At 70.2% G+C, this 18,448-nt stretch carries 16 protein-coding genes and 1 tRNA gene; 10 read left to right on the forward strand and 7 right to left on the reverse strand.

Going from position 1 to position 18,448, the window contains the following annotated elements:
- Nucleotides 1-3: 3 nt before the first annotated feature.
- Nucleotides 4-918: an N-acetylmuramoyl-L-alanine amidase-like domain-containing protein gene (locus CYFUS_RS35660; RefSeq protein ID WP_095989282.1), complete on the reverse strand. Its 915-nt coding sequence runs from the start codon at nt 916-918 to the stop codon at nt 4-6.
- On the reverse strand, nt 915-1,901 hold the full coding sequence (locus CYFUS_RS35665) for a HEAT repeat domain-containing protein (protein WP_095989283.1): 987 nt from the start codon (nt 1,899-1,901) through the stop codon (nt 915-917). Before CYFUS_RS35665 ends, CYFUS_RS35660 begins: the two co-directional genes overlap by 4 nt.
- A gap of 161 nt (nt 1,902-2,062) precedes the next feature.
- On the opposite strand from CYFUS_RS35665, the gene CYFUS_RS35670 reads away from it, so the two are divergent.
- Together CYFUS_RS35670 and CYFUS_RS35675 are read left to right on the forward strand one after the other, a co-directional pair.
- Complete coding sequence (locus CYFUS_RS35670) at nt 2,063-2,386, forward strand: DUF4398 domain-containing protein (protein ID WP_002621496.1); 324 nt, start codon at nt 2,063-2,065, stop codon at nt 2,384-2,386.
- Nucleotides 2,387-2,405: 19 nt separating this feature from the next.
- Entirely contained in the window at nt 2,406-4,088 is a 1,683-nt protein-coding gene (locus CYFUS_RS35675; RefSeq protein ID WP_157758852.1) for an OmpA family protein, read from the forward strand.
- 84 nt (nt 4,089-4,172) lie between these two features.
- Here CYFUS_RS35675 and truD read toward each other — a convergent pair whose 3' ends face one another.
- Genes truD through CYFUS_RS35690 form a run of 3 tightly spaced genes read right to left on the reverse strand, consistent with a single transcriptional unit; the run spans nt 4,173 to nt 7,576 of the window.
- Entirely contained in the window at nt 4,173-5,195 is a 1,023-nt protein-coding gene (gene truD, locus CYFUS_RS35680; RefSeq protein ID WP_095989284.1) for a tRNA pseudouridine(13) synthase TruD, read from the reverse strand.
- A gap of 1 nt (nt 5,196) precedes the next feature.
- On the reverse strand, nt 5,197-6,609 hold the full coding sequence (locus CYFUS_RS35685) for a DUF4388 domain-containing protein (RefSeq protein ID WP_095989285.1): 1,413 nt from the start codon (nt 6,607-6,609) through the stop codon (nt 5,197-5,199).
- Nucleotides 6,610-6,616: 7 nt separating this feature from the next.
- Nucleotides 6,617-7,576, reverse strand: coding sequence for a DsbA family protein (locus tag CYFUS_RS35690; RefSeq protein ID WP_095989286.1), 960 nt, complete (start codon nt 7,574-7,576; stop codon nt 6,617-6,619).
- A gap of 69 nt (nt 7,577-7,645) precedes the next feature.
- Here CYFUS_RS35690 and CYFUS_RS35695 point away from each other — a divergent pair, with 69 nt between their 5' ends.
- Both CYFUS_RS35695 and CYFUS_RS35700 read left to right on the forward strand, forming a co-directional pair.
- Nucleotides 7,646-8,689, forward strand: coding sequence for an asparaginase (locus tag CYFUS_RS35695; protein ID WP_095989287.1), 1,044 nt, complete (start codon nt 7,646-7,648; stop codon nt 8,687-8,689).
- Nucleotides 8,690-8,765: 76 nt separating this feature from the next.
- Nucleotides 8,766-9,680 carry a GGDEF domain-containing protein gene (locus tag CYFUS_RS35700; RefSeq protein ID WP_020918025.1) on the forward strand — a complete coding sequence of 305 codons (915 nt, stop codon included), beginning with the start codon at nt 8,766-8,768 and terminating at the stop codon, nt 9,678-9,680.
- A gap of 30 nt (nt 9,681-9,710) precedes the next feature.
- Here the strand turns inward: CYFUS_RS35700 and CYFUS_RS35705 are convergent, their stop codons facing one another.
- Nucleotides 9,711-10,625 carry a GGDEF domain-containing protein gene (locus CYFUS_RS35705; protein WP_157758853.1) on the reverse strand — a complete coding sequence of 305 codons (915 nt, stop codon included), beginning with the start codon at nt 10,623-10,625 and terminating at the stop codon, nt 9,711-9,713.
- Between the two features lie 80 nt (nt 10,626-10,705).
- The gene (locus CYFUS_RS35710; protein WP_095989289.1) at nt 10,706-12,304 is read right to left on the reverse strand and encodes a HEAT repeat domain-containing protein; all 1,599 of its coding nucleotides are present in this window, start codon (nt 12,302-12,304) and stop codon (nt 10,706-10,708) included.
- A gap of 119 nt (nt 12,305-12,423) precedes the next feature.
- Here CYFUS_RS35710 and rpsU point away from each other — a divergent pair, with 119 nt between their 5' ends.
- From rpsU to CYFUS_RS35740, 6 genes are all read left to right on the forward strand, one after another.
- The gene (gene rpsU, locus CYFUS_RS35715; RefSeq protein ID WP_002621505.1) at nt 12,424-12,618 is read left to right on the forward strand and encodes a 30S ribosomal protein S21; all 195 of its coding nucleotides are present in this window, start codon (nt 12,424-12,426) and stop codon (nt 12,616-12,618) included.
- A gap of 88 nt (nt 12,619-12,706) precedes the next feature.
- Nucleotides 12,707-13,168 carry a GatB/YqeY domain-containing protein gene (locus CYFUS_RS35720; protein ID WP_095989290.1) on the forward strand — a complete coding sequence of 154 codons (462 nt, stop codon included), beginning with the start codon at nt 12,707-12,709 and terminating at the stop codon, nt 13,166-13,168.
- 238 nt (nt 13,169-13,406) lie between these two features.
- The gene (gene dnaG, locus CYFUS_RS35725; protein ID WP_095989291.1) at nt 13,407-15,290 is read left to right on the forward strand and encodes a DNA primase; all 1,884 of its coding nucleotides are present in this window, start codon (nt 13,407-13,409) and stop codon (nt 15,288-15,290) included.
- An 89-nt stretch (nt 15,291-15,379) separates the two neighbouring features.
- A complete protein-coding gene (gene rpoD / locus CYFUS_RS35730; RefSeq protein WP_095989292.1) occupies nt 15,380-17,539 on the forward strand; it encodes an RNA polymerase sigma factor RpoD in 2,160 nt (719 codons plus the stop codon).
- A gap of 79 nt (nt 17,540-17,618) precedes the next feature.
- The gene (locus tag CYFUS_RS35735) at nt 17,619-17,939 is read left to right on the forward strand and encodes an MGMT family protein (protein ID WP_095989293.1); all 321 of its coding nucleotides are present in this window, start codon (nt 17,619-17,621) and stop codon (nt 17,937-17,939) included.
- A gap of 53 nt (nt 17,940-17,992) precedes the next feature.
- Nucleotides 17,993-18,065, forward strand: a tRNA-Ile gene (locus CYFUS_RS35740).
- Nucleotides 18,066-18,448 lie beyond the last annotated feature (383 nt).

Genomic DNA, 18,448 nt, shown 5'->3' on the forward strand with positions numbered 1-18,448 from the left:
CCGCTACGGCGTGGAGGCCGCCGAAGGGCCGGTCTCCGAGGGAGCGCGCACCTCGAAGAAGCTCACGCCGGTGACCTTCCACTTGTCGTACTTCGCGTTGCGCGCGAGGAAGCTCTCCAGGTCCTCGTCCACCACGCGGCCGTTGCCATCCACGCCCCGCCGCGCGTGCCGCAGCCAGGTGCGGCGACCCTTCTGCACCACGAAGCCCAGATGCGTCACCCGGGTGGCCTTGAGCGGCAGGTCCTCGCGCAGCACGATGAGGATGGTGCCCGAGGGCACCTGCCGCGCATGCGCCAGCACCCGCTCCAGGGGAATCATGTCGAGCGGGTAGGTGCCCCGAGGCTGGTGCGCCGGGGACAGGCCCAGGGCGAGCGAGGAGCGCGAGCTCCAGGTGAGCGCGTTGATCGTCTTGCTCACCCGCACCGTGTCCGCGCCCCCCAGCCGCCGCGTCACGTCCACGAGGAAGCCCTTGCGCTGGTTGTTGGGCAGCCACTGGGCCTCCATGAGGTGGTTGCGGTCCTCATAGGAGGGGGTGTTCGCGTAGCGCAGGCGCTCGAGCAGCCCCGGCACCTCCACCGCCGAGCGCGCCAGGCTCAGGGCCATGGACTGTTCCACGAAGGTGAGGCAGTCCACCGCGTCCAGCCGGAAGGTGGGATCCGGATCCACCCCGATGCCCTCCCCCAGGGGCGAGTGCACGTAGGGCGTGCCCAGGAAGCGCTCGCTCACGCGCAGCAGCCGCTCGCCCAGGGGCAAAAGCGCGTCCCCGGAGATGAGATCGGCCCGCTCCCGCTCGCCGAGCGAGGCCCACACCACGGGGGCGCCGGAGGGCAGCACGTTCCCCGCCCTCGCCGTCCGGGGCGGTGGCGCCGGAGTGGCCACCTGGGCGAGCACGGCCGCCACCAGGGCGGCGGCCATCATTTCGCCACCCCCGCCGCGCGGAGAATCGCCTTGCGCTCGTCATCCGCGAGCTGGAGCGTCTCCAGCTCCTTCTCGTAGGTGAGCTTCTCCTCGCCGTTGGCGTTCCACGAGGCGAGCACCAGCCACGACACCATCGTCTTGTCGCCGCCCTGGGCGAGGATGCGGGCCGCGCCCGCCGCGAGGCTCCGGTCCTTGTCCTCGAGGAGCGGACGCAGCGCCGGCCCGGTCTGCTTCACGGGCAGCCCCTCGTAGAGCCCGAGCCCCTGGCGGCGCACGAGCCGGTCCTCGGAGGCGAGCAGCTTTTTCGCGAAGGAGAAGCCCTCGGGCGCCCCGAGCAGGCACAGCCCCCGGGCCGCGGCGAAGCGCGTGCTCTCCGAGCTGTCATCCAGGAAGGCCTCGAGCGCCTTGGCCTGCTTCTTGTCCCCCGCGGCGCCCACCGCCTCCAGCATCAACACGCGCGTCTGGGGATCCGCCTCGGTGCGCGCCTGGGCGACGAGTGTCTTGCCCACCCGGGGGTCGTGGCTGGCCCCCAGGGCGCGCGCCACCTCGCGGCGCACCCCGTACGACTTGTCCTGCAGCAGCGGCAACAACACGTCGACGCGCTTGCTGCCCAGCCGGCCCAGGCCCTGCGCCGCGTACATGCGCACCGCGCTGTCCTCGTGCCCGGCGAGCTGCGCCAGCAGCGACTCGGCCGAGCGCGTCTCCAGACCGGCCAGCACCGCCGTCAGGTCGCGCAGCCGCCGGGGATCCATCTCCTGGGAGATGCCCCGGGCGAGCTGCTGCGCGGCGTAGGGCTCCTCGCGCAGGATGCGCAGGCGGGAGATGGCGGTGGGCACCGGGAGGGCTCCGTCGATGACCTGCTCGACGAGCGCCTGGGTCTCGGCGCGGCGCCCCATGCGCTTCTGCACGGAAGGGGGCGCGGCGACGGCGAGCGAGGACACGAGGGGCAACAGGAGCAGCAGGCGGACGAGCGGGGTTCCCACGGGGGGCGCAGGATGGCAAGCCTCGCGCGGGCCTGTCAAAAACCCGGCCCGGGCCTGCTTCCTCCCTCCGGAACGTCCTTCGCCCCGATTCTTGACCCTCCCCGAGGCGATTGATACGACCCGTCCCAGTGTCTTCCAGCCCTGATGCCGAGGCCTCTCCGATGAAGCGACTCCTCGTACTGGTGGCGGTGGCGGGAGCCCTGAGCGGCTGCGGCCCCATCAAGTCCACTTCCCACCTGCTGGACGCCGAGGTGCAGATCCAGGCGGCCCGCACCGCCGGGGCCGAGACGCTCGCGCCCTACGAGTGGACGGCCGCCAACCTCTACATCCACAAGGCGCGCGAAGAGGTGAGCTACTCGGACTACCAGTCCGGTGTGGACTTCGCCGAGAAGGCCGCGCGCTATGCCGCCGAGGCGCGTGAAAAGGCCCTGGCCGTGGCCAATGACAACACCGACGGCGCTGCCTCCCCCCGCCCCAACCCCTGACGCAGGGAGCCCCCTACCGATGCGACGTCTCTTCGCCACCGCGCTGCTGCTGCTCGGCTCCTCCTGTGTGAGCGGGAACAAGGTCCGCGCGGATTCCGAAGTCATCCAGGCCAGCGTCGAGCGCGCCCGCCGCAGCGGCGCCATGCGCTGTGCCCCCGTGGAGCTGGCCGTCGCCGAGGCCAACCTCGACTTCGCCCGCGGCGAGCTCGGCCAGGGCGCCAGCTACCGCGCCTCCGAGCACATCCGCACCGCCGAGGCCGCCATCAAGCGCGCGCTCGATCTCTCCAAGGACTGCGCGCCCCCACGGGTCGTCTACGGCAAGGACCAGCCGCAGGCCCAGGAGCAGACGCCCGCGGACACCACCTCCCCCACCCGGCCCCAGCAGCAGGTGGTGGTGCAGATCGAGGAGAAGGACAGCGACGGCGACGGCGTGCCCGACAAGGACGACCCCTGCGCCGACCGTGCCGAGGACTTCGACGGCTTCGAGGACGCGGACGGCTGCCCCGAGCCGGACAACGACGGCGACGGCGTGCTGGACGGCAACGACAAGTGCCCGCTGACGCCCGGCCCCCTGTCCAACCAGGGCTGCCCGCAGGAGGCGGCCACGGACAGTGACGCCGACGGCATCCCCGACGACCTGGACAAGTGCCCGCTGCAGCCCGAGGACAAGGACGGCCACGAGGACTCCGATGGCTGCCCGGATCTCGACAACGACAATGACGGGCTGCTCGACAGCGCGGACAAGTGCCCCGACGCCGCCGGACCCATCCAGAGCCTGGGCTGCCCCCGCACCGACAAGGACGGCGACGGCATCGAGGACGCGCAGGACAAGTGCCCGGACGAGCCCGAGGACAAGGACGGCTTCCAGGACGAGGACGGCTGCCCGGATCTCGACAACGACAACGACAGCATCCCGGATGCCATCGATCGCTGCCCGCTCGCGGCCGGCCCGCTGGAGGGAGGCGGTTGCCCCGACGCGGACAAGGACGGCGACGGCACCATGGATCGCACCGACCTGTGCCCGGACCAGCCCGGTCCCCAGGAGATGCGCGGCTGCCCGGATCCGGACAAGGACGGCGATGGAATCGTCGACCGGCTCGACATCTGCCCCGATAAGCCCGGCCCCCACGAGACGCGCGGCTGCCCCGACGCGGACAAGGACAACGACGGCATCATCGACCGGCTGGACGTGTGCCCGGATCAGGCCGGCACCCAGGAGCTGCGCGGCTGCCCGGATCCCGATCGCGACCAGGACGGCATCCCCGACCGCATCGACGTGTGCGCGGACGACCCCGGCGTGAAGGAGGAGCGCGGCTGCCCCAAGAAGTACAAGATGGTGGTCGTCAAGCGGGACAAGATCGAGATCAAGAAGCAGATCAAGTTCGCCTCCGGCTCGGCGAAGATCATCGGCAAGGAGAGCTTCACCATCCTCGATGACGTGGCGCAGGTGCTGCGTGACATGCCCACCATCAAGAAGATCCGCATCGAGGGCCACACGGACTCGGTGGGCAAGCCCGTCAACAACATGAAGCTGTCGCAGTCCCGCGCGGACGCGGTGATGGCGCAGTTGCTCAAGCGCGGCATCGATCCGGGCCGCATGCAGGCCGTGGGCTACGGAATGGAGAAGCCCCTCGCCTCCAACCTCACGGCCAAGGGCCGCGCGGAGAACCGCCGCACCGAGTTCAACATCGCCGATCAGTAGTCCCCTCCTCCCACTCGGGAGGGGAACCCCGGGAGGGTGCCGCGCGCCACCAGGCCGCGAGCACCCTCCTCGCATTTCAGGGGCTCAGCCGTCCTTGAGCAGCTCGTGGAGGACCTCGGTGGCGTAGGAGCCCTTGGGCAGCTCGAACGCGAGCCGCAGGTCCGCTCCCTCCACCTCCAGCGACACGCCGCCGAGCCGCACCCGGTAGGGCCTGCGCCCGCCCTGCGTCTCGTCGCCGCCGCGCCGGAAGTCCTCCAGCGTCACGCCCTCGTCCGCGAGCAGCTTCGCCTCGGCCTCGGCCACCGCGTGGGCCGCCGCGGTCATCTTCGGCCCGAAGAGCGGGCCGGCGGGGCTCACCTCGAACGCGGCCACGCGGGGAACGTCCACCTCGGGGGCCTCGCACACGAAGAGGCCACCCGAGTCCTCGCGGCGCAGCACGTCACCCGCGAGCGCCGTGTCGAAGGTGCCCGCGCGCAGCCGCTCCACCAGGGCCCGGTTGAACAGGCGGGACTGGAAGGCGGACAGGTAGAGCTTGCGCTGGAACTTGTCGGGGCGGCGCGGCAGCCGCTGGCCGAGCACCAGCAGCCGGCCGAAGTCCGCGTTGTCGCCCTCGCGGCCGAAGCGCTGATCCCCGAAGTAGTTGGGCAGGCCGCGCGCCTCCAGCCGGGCGAGCGTCTCGCGCGCCGCGCCCACGTCCCGCACGTCACGCAGGCGCAACCGGAAGCGGTTTCCCCGCAGGTGCCCGGTGCGCAGCTTGTTGCCATGGCGCTTCGTCCACAGGACGCTCACGCCCTCCAGCGCGAAGCCGGACAGACGCGCCTCGGCCCTCGCGGGCACGGAGAGCAGTTGCCGGGTGATGGCCTGCCGGTCCTTCATCCCCGCCACGCCCACCTCGCCCTCGTCCACCGCCAGGGCGGCCGCCAGGGCCTTCACGACCTCGCGGGTGTCGCGGCCCCGCTTCTCCAGCCACAGATAGAGGTGCTCCCCCTCCCCCGAGGGCAGGTACGCGGGGAGCTCCTCCACCTCGAAGTCCTCGGGGACGAGCTTGAAGGCACCGCCACACCCGGGAACGTCCTGGGTCAACCGGGGCCGCTCGGCGGCCACCATGTCACCCGCCTCCCAGCGTGGAGAGCATGTCCTTCACGCGCCGGGCGAGATCCTCGTCGGCGCGCGACTCGAGCAGCTCTCCGGCCTGGAAGAGGAGGAAGAACATCACGTCGCTGAGCGCCTGGCGGAAGGCGACCACCGGCTCCGAGCCCATGGAGCCGCGGTGCTGATCGTACGCCTCGCGCAGCTTCGTCTCCGACAGGCTGCCATCCGCGGCGAAGGACAGCCCCGCCAGCACCGGCGAGGACGACAGCGCCTGACCCGACAGCGCGGCGTTGGCCGAGGCGATGAACTCGCGCGCCAGCCCCTGCTTGGCCACCTCGGTGGCGATCTCCCGGAAGATGCGGTTGAAGACGCTCACCACCTCGCTCACGGCCACCACCGGGGGCGGCTCCTGGTGCGCGGTGATGGCGCGGATGCCGGACTGGCTCACGCGCACGGACGGAAGGCCCGTGGAGGAGGGGCGCACCACGGGGATGCCCATGATGCTGCGCGGGCGCACCGCCGGCAGCCCCGACATCGACGGCACCGGGCTGCCCAGGGCCTTGTCGGACAGGCTCACGAAGCCGCCCTCCAGCAGGCCGTAGACGACCTTGGTGACGTCGAACTCGGACAGGCGGCTGGCCTGCCCCAGCTCCAGCAAGGTGCGGCGCCCATCCACCAGCCCCAGCACGCGATCCTCGTCCGGCTCCAGCTTGGCGAACGTCGGCCCCTTGCGCAGCACGTACAGGCGGCTGTGGGGGATGCGTTTGCGGAAGTGCGCCAGCTCGTCGATCTTCCGGATGCTGTCCATGAGCAGGCTCTGCGTGGACAGCTGGATGTTGTGGCCGAGCTTGTCCTCCACCGGCTGGTCCACGAGGAAGAAGCTGCCCTCGCGGCACAGGACGATGGAGTGGAAGATCTCGCTCACCTGGTGCGTGACGCACCGGAAGAGATCATGCGCCTGCAACAGGCCGCGCTCCACCAGGGTGCGGCCAATCTTGGAAGGGGGCTGCTCGCGCAGCACGGCCTCGAGCTGGGCGCGCTCCACGTAGCCCAGGCGCACGAGCACCTCCCCGAGCCGGTCCGCCGCCACGTCCGAGGTGGCCCCGCGCACCTCGCCCTCGCGCATCACCACCGAGCGCTCGCCACTGGGGGCCTGCACCCGCACGATGCCGCTCCAGCGCGACTGGCTGAGGAAGGCGATGAGGTCGGACAGCGGGAAGCCGGACGCGTCCCCGGAGAGCACCACGCGCGGGGTGGGCAGCGAGCCCCCCTCCGCGGGCGAGCGCGAGAAGACGAGCAGATCCGGAGAGGTGGGCTGCAGGATGTAGGAGCCCGCGCGGCCCACCAGTCCGGACGGCGACTGCGGAGACACTCCGGGCCGCTCGTCGGGGACGAGCTGGGAGCCCTCGATGCGGAAGCGCGCGCTCATGAGCCCGTCAGTCCGCGGCCCACGCGTTGTTGTTGGCGCGCCACGTCGTCTCGTCCTCGAGGGCGTGCGAGAGCATGTCCTCGGTGAGGCCCAGCTGCAGATCGTTGAAGCGGCCGTTGAAGAAGAGGCTGGGCGTGCCGCGGATGTTGGCGCGCGTGCCCATCGACTTGTACTTGTCCAGTTCCTTGGCGTAGGTGCCCGCCTGGAGCGCCTTCTGCAGCTCGGCGCCCTTGAGGCCGATCTTGTTGGCCAGCTCCACGAGCGTCGCGGTGGACAGGCGGTGGGCGTTCTCGAAGAGCGCGTCGTGCATCTCCCAGTACTTGCCCTGGTCGCGCGCCCAGAGCGCCGCCTGGCCGGCGGGCACCGCGTTGGCGTGCATGGGCAGCGGATAGGGCACGTTGCAGAAGCGCACCTTGGTGGCGTTCTTCTTCGCGAAGGCCTCGAGCACCGGCCGGGCCTTGCCGCAGTAGGGGCACTCGAAGTCGGAGAACTCCACCAGCGTCACCGGGGCCTTGGCGTCCCCCGTGCACATGCGCGGGTCCACCTCGAACTTCTGCCGGGGCGCGCGGAAGGAGGCGTAGTACTCGGAGAGCGCGACGATGATGTCGGTGGCCGGCACGCCCGCGGCGGCCTGCCGGGCGGCGAGCCGCGTCATGCGCTTGGCATGCTGGCAGCTGGTGTGTCCCCTGAGGCACTGGCCCAGCGTATGGGGGCAGCCGCAGTAACAGAACTCATCCGAGAGCACCGTGGCCAGCTCGTGCTGGGCCGCGGGCGACAGCGCGGAGAAGTCCATGCCGGGAATGCCCTGGAGGGCCGAGGTCCCGGACGTGGCGGGTGGCGTGGGAGTGGCTGGCTTGAACGGGGCTGGAGGGGTCGGCGGAGCCGCCTCGGAGGAGGGAGCGCCGGCGAGAGCCGTCAGCGCCAGGGTGAGAGCCAGGAGGACGCGGTTGCGGCGGGCGGGGAGCACATCGCCGGTTTAGCCATGCGCGCGAGGCTTGTAAAGCAACCCTGGCTCTGCCAGGGAAGGGTCCGTCCCATGCCCAGACTCCTCCTGCTGCACACGGGCGGCACGTTGGGGATGGCCGGAGGCCGGCCGTCCGCGCTGCGCCCCGCCGCCTTCTTCAAGACGCTCAAGTCCCGCTGCCCTGAACTCTTCCAGCTCGCCGATATCGAGCTGGAGCTCTTCTGCAACCTGGACAGCTCGGAGATGCAGCCCGAGCTGTGGAGCCGGCTCGCCGCGCACCTGCACCGCCGGCTGCCCGACTTCGATGGCGCCGTGGTGACCCATGGCACGGACACGCTCGCCTACACGGCGAGCGCCCTGTCCTTCATGCTGCCCGGCCTGGACAAGCCCGTGGTGATGACGGGCTCGCAGCGGCCGCTGGGCGAGGTGCGCTCGGACGCGCGGCTCAACCTCATCGACGCGGTGCTCTCCGCCCTGCAGGGCCCGCCCGAGGTGAGCATCTGCTTCGACTCCCATCTCTATCGAGGCAACCGCGCCCGCAAGGTGAAGGTGGCCGAGTACGACGCCTTCGACAGCCCCAACTACCCCCTGCTCGGCACGCTCGGAGTGGAGGCCACCTTCGCTCCAGGTCTCAGGCAGAAGGGCCCCCGGCGCCTGCGCGAGCGGCTCGAGTCGCGCGTCTTCCTCCTCAAGGTCTTCCCCGGGCTGGATCCCGCGCTGCCCATGGCGCTCCTGCCCCAGGTGCGCGGCCTGGTGCTGGAGGCCTATGGCGCGGGCAACTACCCCCTGGATCCCACGCTCGGCCATTCCCTGCTGCCGCTGTTCCGCGAGGCGCGCGCGCGGGACGTGCCGGTGGTGGTGGTGAGCCAGGCCCACCACAACGGCGTGGACCTCTCCCTCTATGAATCCGGCGCGGCGGCGCTCGCCGAGGGGGCGCTGAGCGGCGGAGACATGACGCCCTCGGCGGCGCTCGTGAAGCTCATGCAGGGGCTCGCCTACCACCAGGACAGGGAGGCTCGGGCCCGGTTCATCCAGACGCCGATTGTCGGCGAGATGACCGATCGCCCCTCGAATGTTCACGGGACTCCGGCCAAAAAGTCGAGACGCGCCCGTTAAGAGCGATCATGGCTGGGCGGGTGGCCCGAGGTCTGCTTGCTGCTACCAATCCTCGACCCATAAGATGGGGGGCACGATGTCCGACGAGAAGACCGCCGTCCATTCCATCTCGGACCTGCTGGGAGCCGCCGCGCCACAGCAGAGCGCGTATCTCATCGTGATCAGCGCGAAGTCGGCTTCCGGCATCGGGCGGATGTTCAAGCTGGATCGCTCCGAGACGGTGCTCGGCCGTAGCGTGGAGGCGCAGTTCCAGGTCGAGGACGATGGCATCTCGCGCAAGCACGCCAAGGTGGTGTCGCTCGGGGATGGCCGCTTCCAGCTCGTGGACCTGGGCAGCACCAACGGCACGTTCCTCAACGGCCTGAAGGTGAGCGCCGCGCCGCTCTACGATGGCGACAAGATCCAGATCGGCTCCAACACGGTGCTCAAGTTCTCCATCCAGGATCAGCTGGAGGAGGCCTACCAGCGCAGCATCTACGAGTCGGCCACGCGCGATGGGCTCACGCGCCTGTACAACAAGAAGTACTTCATGGAGACGCTGCGCAAGGAGTTCTCCTACTGCCTGCGTCACCGGGTGGCCCTGTCGCTGGTGATGTTCGACGTGGACCACTTCAAGAAGATCAACGACGTGTACGGACACCCCGCGGGCGACTACGTGCTCACGCGCATCGCGCAGCGGGTGAGCGACACGGTGCGCACCGAGGATCTGTTCGCGCGCTACGGCGGCGAGGAGTTCGCCCTCATGCTGCGCGAGTCCGCCGAGGAGCAGGCCATGTCGTGCGCCGAGCGCTGCCGCGCGGCGGTGGACCGCACGGACTTCATCTTCAGCGGCACCCCCATCAAGGTGACCATCAGCCTGGGGGTGGCCACGCTGCACGACTCGGACTACGCCCAGGCCGAGGACATCATCGCCGCGGCGGACAAGTACCTCTACCGGGCCAAGCGCGCCGGCCGCAACCGCGTGGACGGCAAGGCCGTCAGCGGCTCCTGAGCGGGTCGGCGCATCGTCAGGAGAGCATCCTCAGGACCCGGCCTCGAGTCCTGCCGTCTCCGCGAGCATCTCCACCCGGTTGCCTCCCGCCGCCCGGGCGGCGTCCAGCGAGCGCTGCGCCTGGCGCACCATGTCCGAGAAGGACTCGTCCCGCCCCGGCGCGAGCGCGGACAGCCCCACGGACACGGTGGGCCGCAGCACCTGATCATCGAAGGCGAGGCTGGAGCGGGCCACGCGCTCGCAGACGCGGCGCGCCACCGTCTGGGCGCCGGCGAGGTCCGTGTGCGGCAGGAGCAACAGCACGCGGTCCGGCGAGTACTGCACCGGGAAGTCCGTGTCCCGCAGCGAGCGCCGGATGGCGAGCGCCAGCCCTCCGTTGAGCTGCTCGCGCAAGCCGCGGTCCACCTGCACCGGCAGCGCATCGAAGGCCACCAGCGCCAGCGCCAGCGGCAGGCCGTAGCGCCGCGAGCGCTTCACCTCCACGAAGACGAGATCCTTGAAGTGCGGGAAGGCGTAGAACTGGGTGAGGGGATCCAACAACCCCTCGGACGGCAGCCGCACCACCTCGGCCACTCCAGCGGACCGGCCCTTGCGAGCGGGCGCGCCGCGCGAGAGCGTCCGCAGCTTCACCAGCTCCGGCAGCCGCACCTGGAGATCCTTCGCGGACACCGGCAGGGGAAGCACGCCATCGGCGAAGCCCGGCGCCTTGCCCGGCTCCTCCCGCGCGAGCAACACGAGTGCCCCCGGCAGCCGCGCACGCACCTTGCGCGCCACCTTCGCGGGCTCCTCCACCGAGGGCCCCAGCACCACCACCTGGGCCCGACCCACCTCCTCACCCCACTCCGCCTCCGCGAAGACCTCGAGACCCGCCTTCTCCAGGCCCTCCTTCAACTTGCGGCGCCCGGCGGTTCGCGGCTCGACGATGATGGCTCGTGTCATCTTCATGCTCACCTCTCCAGACACGGCACCCTACAGACAGGTCCTCGATGGCGGCAAGGGGAACGAGGAGGCTGGCGCTCCCCGCGCTAGGGAGGGTTGAAGCCGAGCCGCGCCAGGCCCCGCCGCGCCACGTGCTGGACGTGGGAGTCGGGATCCTTGGACAGGGCCTGACTGAGCGCGGAGGCGGCGAACGGACCCCCCAGGACCCCCAGGGCCTGAGCCGCGGCCACACGCACCGCGGCCACGCGGTCCTCCCGGAGCACGAGGGCCAGGGGCTTCACATCCTGCGCGCGGCCCAGGCGCTCCAGGGCCTCGATGGCGGCTTGCCGCACCTCCGGGGACGCGGCGTCCAGCAGGGCCACCACGTCCTCGGCGCGCTCCTTCTGGCGGTGCTGGCCCACCACGAAGAGGGCCGCGACCACCACCTCCGGCGCGGCATCCTCGAGCGCGGCGGCGACGGCGCCATCCCCCAGCGCCGAGCGCGGCTGGGCGAGTGCCCGCACCGCGCCCGCGCGCACCTGGGGCTGCGCGTCCGTGAGGAAGGTAGACACCTCCTCGAAGTGGCGCCTGGCGAGCTTCTCGCACTCGGACAGCCTCGCCACCGCCTCGCCGCGCGTGACGGGGGAAAGCCGGGTGTCCCGCGCCATCTCCAGGAGGAAGGAGTCACACCTCTTGTCCGCCGCGACCACCTCCCACCAGGCGCGCCGGGTGGCGGGCTCGGAGTCAGCCGTCCGCAGCCACCGGCCCGCGGCCTCCGTGAGTGACAGGCCCTCGGACTGGGCGAGGGCCCGCGCCGCGATCTGACGGATGCCCGAGTCCTCGTCCCCCAGGGCCCGCTCCAGCTCACGCCGCGCCAGGGGGCCATAGAGCCGCAGGGACTGCACGGTGGTGCGCCGCGAGGCGACGTCCTGCGCCACCAGGCCCTTCTGCAATGCCTCCAGTTCCTGGGAGTACACGGCGAAGAGGCGATTGATGAGGACCTGATCCGAGGACTGCCTGGCCTCCAGCAGGAGCAGGCGGCCCACGGAGGTGTTCTGCTTGTCCGCCACCCAGAGCAGCGCGGAGGCGGGGGCGGCATCGGCGGACTCGGGACGCTGGGCCATGGCCTCCAGCACCACCCGGGCGGGTGTCCGGCCGAGGAAGGTGGCCAGGTGCAGCAGCGCCTCGCCCCGGAGCGCCGCGTCCTCGGCGTACACCTCCACCTCCAGGTCGCGCCGCACCGCGTCACGCTTCTCCCAGACACGGGCGGCGGCCGCGGGTCCCCGCGCGCCCGCGTCCTTCAAGAAGGAGGCCGAGGAAGCACCCGCGGCGGCGGCGGCTCGGGCGGCCGTGACACACGCGACCACCTCGTCCCGGGCGGGGATGTCGCTCACCCAGTCGGCGAGCATCCGCCGATCGAGGACGCCCTGCTGCTTCGCCTGGGCGCGCACCGCCCCCCAGCGCACCCGCCAGTTCGGGTCTCCCAGCGCCGAGCGCAACGCCGCCAGGGAAGCGGGATCGGACTTCTCGGCCAGCTCCAGGAGCCAGCCCTCGGCGCGGCCCGAGGTGAGGCAGGTGCGGCAGACGCGGGCGCGCAAGGCGGGGTCCTGCACGTGGCGCTGGCAGGCCGTCCAGCACCCTGTCGCCCCCTGGGAACCAGGCTGACCGGCCGACAGAAGGAGCAGCAGCAGGAGGGAGGCAGTCACGGGGGGTGCACTCTAGCGCAGCCGCCCCATCCTTTTCCGAGGGCGTCCTTGCGTTTTCACCGCCGCTGCGTCATATCGGCGCCCCCCCACCCTCAACGCATCCGGAAGGAGGTGACGATATGCCCGGCATTCGAGTCAAGGACGGCGAGTCCATCGAGAGCGCTCTCAAGCGCTTCAAGAAGGCCACCGAGAAGGCTGGAATTCTCTCCGAGATCCGCAAGCGCGAGCACTACGAGAAGCCTTCCGTGAAGCGGAAGAAGAAGGCTCTCGCGGCCAAGAAGCGCGCGGTGAAGAAGGCGCGCAAGACGTACTAGCCGCACCACCGGGAGCCAGGGCTCGCGTCAGATACGCGCCCTGGCTTCCGTCTTTTCAGCACCCTCCCCCACACGCCTGGAGACCTGTATGGCCACCGTCAGAGAGCGCCTCGACGCCGACCTCAAGGACGCGATGCGGTCGAAGAATGAGTCCGCGACCAGCGTCATTCGGATGATCAAGAGCGCCGTCAAGTACAAGGAAGTGGAGCCCGGAGCCACCAGTCCGCTCGACGAGGCGGGCATCCTCCAGGTGATCGGCACCCTCATCAAGCAGCGCCGCGACTCCATCGAGCAGTTCAAGGCCGGTGGCCGCGCCGACCTGGCCGAGAAGGAGGAGCAGGAGATCGTCATCCTGCAGAAGTACCTGCCCCAGCAACTCACCCCGGACGAGCTGCGCGCCGCGGTCCAGGCCGCCATCTCCGAGGCGGGCGCCAAGAGCGCCAAGGACATGGGCGCGGTGATGAAGCTGCTCACCCCCAAGCTCCAGGGCCGCGCCGAGGGCCGCGCCATCTCCGAGGAAGTGAAGAGCCAGCTGTCCAAGTTGTCCTGAGCACCCAGGCCTCGAGCTCGGCGCCGGGCGATTTTTTGCCCGGCCCCTGATCGGCCATTAAGGGTAGTCCCCGTCGCGATCCGCCTCCATCGAGGGGCGGCACGTGACGCGCCGACATGCCCCTCCTCGTCCTCATCTCGCATTCCAGCCGGACGCGCGCCGGTGGCCCTCCGGTGGTGGGCCGCCCGGGTGTCAGGGGGGCTTCCCATACTCGTCCGCGGGCGTCGGCGCGCGGACCATGGCGGCCCGCGCATCCCGGCCGCAAGAGGTGGATCTCGTGATCCCCGAGCACAAGATTCAGGAAGTCCTCGAGCGGGTGGATCTGGTGAGCCTCGTCTCGCGCTACGTGGAGCTGAAGAAGGCCGGGCGCGAGTACAAGGGCCGCTGCCCCTTCCACCAGGAGAAGACCCCCTCCTTCTACGTCATCCCGGAGAAGCGCTTCTACTTCTGCCACGGGTGCCGGGCCAGCGGCGACGCCGTGGCCTTCGTCCAGCGCTACCTGGGCAAGACGTTCATCGACGCCATCCGCGACCTGGCGCGCGAGGTGGGCGTGGACCTGGAGGCCGCACAGGACCCCGCCGCCCGGGAACGGCAGCAGCTCAAGGAGGCCACGGACCTGGCCGCCGAGCACTTCCGGGCGCTCCTGTGGGAGGAGGAAGGACGCCGGGCGCGCGACTACCTCGCCAGCCGCGACATCTCCGAGGAGACGGCCCGGGCGTTCGGCCTCGGCTGGGCGCCGGACTCGTGGTCGTCGCTCGCGGACAAGCTCACCCAGGCGGGCATGGTGGAGTGGGGCCTGAACGCGGGGCTCGTCAACCGGCGCCAGAAGGGCGAGGGCTACTACGACTTCTTCCGCGGCCGCCTCATCATCCCCATCCGCGCCCCCGAGGGCCGCCCCATCGCCTTCGGCGCCCGGCTGGTGGGCTCGGACGAGGGCCCCAAGTACCTCAACTCCCGCGAGTCCCGGCTCTACAACAAGAGTGAGACGCTCTTCGGCATGGATCAGGCGCGCGATGAGATCCGCCGCCGCAAGGCCGCCGTGCTCGTGGAGGGCTACTTCGACTGCATCGCCCTGCACCAGGAAGGGGTGAAGCACACGGTGGCGCTCTGCTCCACCGCCCTCACCCCGGGGCACCTCAAGGCGCTCGGCCGCGCCGAGGCCCGGGAGCTCTTCCTCCTGCTGGACGGCGACCAGGCGGGTCTGGCGGCGGTAGAGCGCCTGGCCGGCCCCCTGCTCGCCGCGGGAGCCGCCGCCAAGGTGGCCCTGCTGCCCACGGGGGACGACCCCGACACCTTCATCCGCCGCGAGGGCACCGCCGGCCTGGAGCGGCTGCTCACCGAGGCCCGCCCCCTCACCGCCCACGTCTTCTCCACCGTCCTGCCCCAGGGCAAGGAGGCCAGCTTCGAGGAGAAGATGGCCGCGCTCGAGCGGCTCAAGCCCGTGTCGGCGCAGCTCCCGGTGGGGCTGGTGCGCTCGGCCTTCTTCGCCGCGCTGAGCGCCTGGTGCGGTCTGCCCGCCGCCGAGCTGGAGTCCGCGCTGCGCTCCAAGGCGCCTCCCCCGCCCCCCACCCCGGCGCCCCGGGCGGGTCCCTCCGGCCGCCCGGGCCCTGCTCCCGGCCGGGCCCCGTCGCCCCCGGGCCGGGCTCCCCCTCCCGTCAAACCCCCGGACTCCCTGGAGGCGCTCTACGTCGCCACCATCCTGCGCGAGCCCCGGCTCATCGCCCGCGACACCTTCCGCGTCCATGACGAGCTGTCCCACTCCGGGTTGCGGCTGGTCCTCGCCCACGCTACCTCTGGCCATGGGGCCGAGGACGCCCTGTTCGAGGCCCCCGATCTCGTGAAACGGGCCGTGGAAGCCGCCATGCGCCAGCTCGCCTCCCTGCAGGGGTCCGCCCTAGAGCACTACTTCCTCCAGGTGTGCCGCTCCATCATGCTGCGCCGGATCAAGCTCCAGCTGGACTACATCGGCCGCGTGACGGCCCAGACCGCCGGCGCCATGGACCTGTCCGAGGAGGCCAAACAGCTCTTCGCCCAGCGCATGGAGCTGCTGGCCCTCAAGAAACGGGTGGAGGAGGAAACCCACCTTCCTGCGGGAACAAAGTCCCCAATGCAACCGGTTTGACTTCGCGTTTGTAAGAATCCTTCACTTTGCGATAGATCGCCCGGTTCGCTCCAGGCCAAGGCCCTGTTTTTCTAAGGAGAAGTACCCGAATGCCGACGCAGAAACCCTCCTCGAAGGTGGCCGTCAAGCCCAAGAAGAAGGTGGCCCCGGAGATCCGCAAGAAGAAGAAGTCTCCCGAGGAGGCCTCGGCTCAGGAGGCGGACGCCAGCGCCACGCCCGCGGTCCAGGCGAAGAAGGCCGACAAGAGCGAGAAGACCGAGAAGGCCGCCGCGGCCGAGAAGGCCACCGAGACGCTCAAGAAGCGCAAGGCCGTCACCCAGGTGGACGACGGCGACGTCGACCCCGAGGAGGCCGCTGAAGAAGCCGCCGCCGCCGTCGAGGTGGACCCCGACGCCGTCGAGGACGAGGTGGACGAGGAGCCCATCGCCGACCGCAAGGAGGTCAAGGACCTCCTGGCCGCTGGCCGCGAGAAGGGCTTCCTCACCTACGACGAGGTCAATGACGCCCTGCCCGCGGACATCGTGTCGTCGGATCAGATCGACGACGTGATGAGCATGTTCGGCGACAACGACATCGAGATCGTCGACGCGCAGAAGGCCGCCCAGAACACGGAGATCAAGCCCACCGTCGCCGTCGAGGAAGAGCGCGCCGAGGCCGACGAGGACGAGAAGGACGAGGACGACGAGCCGGGTGGCAAGTCCAACGATCCCGTGCGCCTGTACCTGCGCAAGATGGGCAGCGTGAGCCTGCTCACGCGCGAGGGCGAGGTGGAGATCGCCAAGCGCATCGAGGACGGCGAGAAGGAAGTGCTGCGCGCGCTGCTCGCCTGCAGCGTCGCCATGGTGGAGATCCTCGACATCGGCAACAAGCTCAAGACGGGCAAGCTGCGCGTGCGCGACGTCATCAAGGACGCGCCCGAGGAGACCCAGGGCGAGGCCGAGGAGGCCGAGGCCGCCGAGGAGACCCCCGAGGGCGAGGCCCAGCCGCAGCAGCTCGCCCAGAGCGAGCTGAACAAGATCGAGCAGATCAACAAGCAGATCGAGCGCATCCGCAAGTTCGCCAAGGACTGCGAGGTGCTCGACGCGGAGCTCTCCAGCAAGAAGAAGCACACCGACGTCAAGCGCAAGGAGCTCAAGCAGGAAGTCAAGGACCTGCGCACCAAGATGATGGAAGTCCTCGAGGAGATGCGGCTGAACAAGAAGCAGGTCGACCGCATCGTCGGCAACCTCAAGGCCCTCATCGAGCGCGTGGAGAAGGCCGAGGCGGAGCTGCGCGAGCACGAGCGCCGCTACGGCATCTCCATCGAGCCCATGCGCGAGCTGCTCCGCGAGGCCAAGGAAGACCCCGAGGCGATGAAGAAGGCGCTGCGCAAGCTCAACGTCACCGCCGAGCAGCTCGAGGCGCTCGACCGCGACGTGCGCACCGCCACGCGCAACATCAAGCGCGTGGAGGAGGAGGCCAACCTCGAGGTGGGCGAGCTGCGCCGCAACTACGAGGCCATCCGCTCCGGTGAGCGCCGCGCCGAGCGCGCCAAGACGGAGCTGGTCGAGGCCAACCTGCGCCTCGTGGTGTCCATCGCCAAGAAGTACACCAACCGCGGCCTGCAGTTCCTGGACCTCATCCAGGAGGGCAACATCGGCCTGATGAAGGCCGTGGATAAGTTCGAGTACAAGCGCGGCTACAAGTTCTCGACCTACGCCACCTGGTGGATCCGCCAGGCCATCACCCGCGCCATCGCGGACCAGGCCCGCACCATCCGCATCCCGGTGCACATGATCGAGACCATCAACAAGCTCATCCGCACCAGCCGCTACCTCGTGCAGGAGATCGGCCGCGAGCCGACGCCCGAGGAGATCGCGGAGAAGATGGAGCTGCCGCTCGACAAGGTGCGCAAGGTGCTCAAGATCGCCAAGGAGCCCATCTCCCTGGAGACGCCCATCGGCGAGGAAGAGGACAGCCACCTGGGCGACTTCATCGAGGACAAGAGCCTCGTGTCGCCGTCCGACGCGGTCATCAACATGAACCTGGCCGAGCAGACCCGCAAGGTGCTCGCCACGCTCACGCCGCGCGAGGAGAAGGTGCTGCGCATGCGCTTCGGCATCGGCGAGAAGAGCGACCACACCCTCGAGGAGGTGGGCCAGGACTTCGAGGTGACGCGCGAGCGCATCCGTCAGATCGAGGCCAAGGCGCTGCGCAAGCTGCGCCACCCCAGCCGCTCCAAGCGCCTGCGCTCCTTCGTGGAGAGCTAGAACACACCTGGGTGTAGTCACCGAAGCCCCCGCCTCCCTCGTGGACGCGGGGGCTTTGTTCTTTCGGGAGGAGTCCGCCATGGCCGCGAAGAAGAAGAGCCCGCGCCGCAAGGAGTCCACGCCTCCCCTCCCCTTCCCCGAGGCGGTGCGCCGGGCGGTGCGCGCCATTCCCCGGGGCGAGGTGCGCTCGTACGCGCAGGTGGCGCTCTACGCGGGGCGGCCGGGAGCGGCGCGGGGCGTGGGCCGGGAGCTGAAGACACTCGAGAACGTGCCCTGGTGGCGGGTGCTGCGCTCGAATGGGACGCTCGCGCCCGCGGTGGCGGTGGAGCAGGCCCGGCGACTCAAAGCCGAGGGGGTGCGGCTGGAAGGCGAAGGCACCCACTGGCGCGTGAAACGCTGAGGAGCTTTCCCGGCGCGGCGCGCTATTATAGCGTTTGACGTCACGAGGTTCGAGGGCCCTTAGCTCAGCGGTTAGAGCTGTCGGCTCATAACCGATTGGTCCCTGGTTCGAATCCAGGAGGGCCCATTCCCCTTCACCTCGCGAAGTTGCTCGGGATTTTGTTGGGTGGCGCGCCCGAGAAACCCGCTCCGGACGAGTTCTGCACCACCGGCGCACCACGCGAAGTGCCCACGGACAGCGAAACACCCGGGAAACGGGCTCCTTCACCGGCTGGAAGCGGAGCTGCTCCAGGCCCGCGAGCATGTCCTCTGCGTCCAGGAGGACGTAGACCTCCATCCATGATGGTGAGCGAGAGCACTTTACATGCTTCCGGACTTTGCAGCCGCCTTCCCACGAAGTTTTTGCTTCGGGCTAGATGGCTTTTCAGTGGACGGCATCTCCACTACTGCGGGAGTTGAATCGTAAGCCCCCGAGCCAGCCCAGGGTGTCGACCAGCGAGGAGCGTGGCA

It is taken from the genome of Cystobacter fuscus (assembly GCF_002305875.1).
Classification (GTDB): Bacteria; Myxococcota; Myxococcia; order Myxococcales; family Myxococcaceae; genus Cystobacter; species Cystobacter fuscus_A.